This window comes from Paracoccus sp. PAR01 (genome assembly GCF_014851995.1).
Classification (GTDB): Bacteria; Pseudomonadota; Alphaproteobacteria; order Rhodobacterales; family Rhodobacteraceae; genus Paracoccus; species Paracoccus litorisediminis.
The window spans coordinates 1-1,883 of record NZ_JACVAW010000066.1 but is presented as its reverse complement, the minus strand read 5'-3'; the positions used below and the strand labels follow the sequence as shown (position 1 = coordinate 1,883).

The following is a 1,883-nucleotide window of genomic DNA, read 5'->3' as shown; positions in this document are numbered from 1 at the left end:
TGACGGCGGAACTGATTGACGGCAAGGCGTTTTCTGTTCGGGTTCGGGGTCTGGTTGGGGCGCATGTGGCGCGGCTGGCGGCGCAGGGCATCGTTCCGGGTCTGGCAGTGGTGCTGGTGGGCGAGGATCCGGCCTCGGAGGTCTATGTCCGCAACAAGGGCATCCAGACCCGTGAGGCCGGGATGAACTCGTGGGAACACAAGCTGCCCGCCGACACCTCGCAGGAAGCGTTGATGGCGCAGGTCGCGGCGCTGAATGCCGATCCGGCGGTGCATGGCATCCTGGTGCAGCTGCCGCTGCCGAAGCATCTGGATTCTGAGGCGGTGATCAACGCCATCGATCCGTCGAAGGACGTGGACGGGTTCCATATCCTCAATGTCGGTCTGCTGGGCACCGGGCAGAAGGCGATGGTGCCCTGCACGCCGCTGGGTTGCCTGATGATGCTGCGCGACCGGCTGGGCGATCTCTCGGGGCTGAACGCGGTGGTGGTCGGGCGCAGCAATATCGTCGGCAAGCCGATGGCGCAGCTGCTGCTGGGCGAAAGCTGCACGGTGACCGTGGCGCATAGCCGGACCAGGGATCTGGCAGAGGTCTGCCGCCGCGCCGATATCCTGGTCGCGGCGGTGGGTCGTCCGCGGATGATCCCCGGCGACTGGATCAAGCCCGGCGCGACCGTGATCGATGTCGGCATCAACCGCATCAGCGAAGACGGCCGGACCCGGCTGGTCGGCGATGTGGATTTCGACAGCGCGGTTCAGGTCGCCGGCGCCATCACCCCGGTGCCGGGCGGGGTCGGGCCGATGACCATCGCCTGCCTTCTGGCCAATACGCTGACCGCCTGCTGCCGCGCCCATGGCCTGCCCGAGCCCGAGGGGCTGACGGTCTGAAGCGGCCCCAATCTTTCCGGGCGCAGTGCCGCCCGGAAGGCCAATGCAAGAAAGAACAAGCGGCTGCGGCCCAATGACAGTGGAGACCCCGATGACGAAATACTGCCTGACCGTCACCTGTCCCTCGACCCGGGGGATCGTGGCCGCGATCTCGGCCTATCTGGCTGGCAAGGGCTGCAACATCACCGACTCGAGCCAGTTCGACGATGCCGAGACCGGGCGGTTCTTCATGCGGGTCAGCTTTGTGTCGGAAGAGGGCGTGGGACATCAGGAGCTGAACGAAGACTTTGCTCAGGCGGGCAAGGCCTTTAACATGACCTATGCCTTCCATGACGAGGCCGAGAAGATGAAGGTCGTCATCATGGTCAGCCGCTTCGGCCATTGCCTGAACGACCTGCTGTATCGCTGGCGGATCGGGGCGCTGCCCATCGACATCGTGGCGGTGATCTCGAACCACATGGATTACCAGAAGGTGGTGGTGAACCATGACATTCCCTTCCACTGCATCAAGGTCACGCGCGAGAACAAGCCGCAGGCCGAGGCCCAGCTGCTGCAGGTGGTCGAGGATACCGGGGCCGACCTGATCGTGCTGGCGCGCTACATGCAGGTGCTGTCGGATGAGCTGTGCCGCAGGATGTCGGGGCGGATCATTAACATCCACCACTCCTTCCTGCCCAGCTTCAAGGGCGCGAACCCCTACAAGCAGGCGTATGAGCGCGGCGTGAAACTGATCGGAGCGACCTCGCATTATGTCACCGCCGATCTGGATGAAGGCCCGATCATCGAGCAGGACATCATCCGCGTCACCCATGCCCAGTCGCCGGACGATTACGTCAGCCTGGGCCGCGATGTCGAAAGCCAGGTCCTGGCCCGCGCCATCCATGCCCATATCCATCGCCGGTCCTTCCTCAACGGCAACAAGACCGTCATCTTCCCCGCATCACCCGGAAGCTATGCCAGCGAAAGAATGGGGTAAGTACCGAAACGCCCACGGGC

At 64.2% G+C, this 1,883-nt stretch carries 2 protein-coding genes; both read left to right on the top strand.

The genetic code is table 11. The features are described 5' to 3' along the window. A partial coding sequence (gene folD, locus IB235_RS24600) for a bifunctional methylenetetrahydrofolate dehydrogenase/methenyltetrahydrofolate cyclohydrolase FolD (RefSeq protein WP_225612623.1) occupies positions 1–887 on the top strand: 887 nt, incomplete at its 5' end. Between the two features lie 91 nt (positions 888–978). Beyond that, positions 979–1,863 carry a formyltetrahydrofolate deformylase gene (gene purU / locus IB235_RS24595; protein ID WP_155038980.1) on the top strand — a complete coding sequence of 295 codons (885 nt, stop codon included), beginning with the start codon at positions 979–981 and terminating at the stop codon, positions 1,861–1,863. Positions 1,864–1,883 lie beyond the last annotated feature (20 nt).

Excerpts from the sequence above, each read along its gene's own strand:
- purU (WP_155038980.1), top strand. The coding sequence starts at position 979 with ATGACGAAATACTGCCTGACCGTCACCTGTCCCTCGACCCGGGGGATC.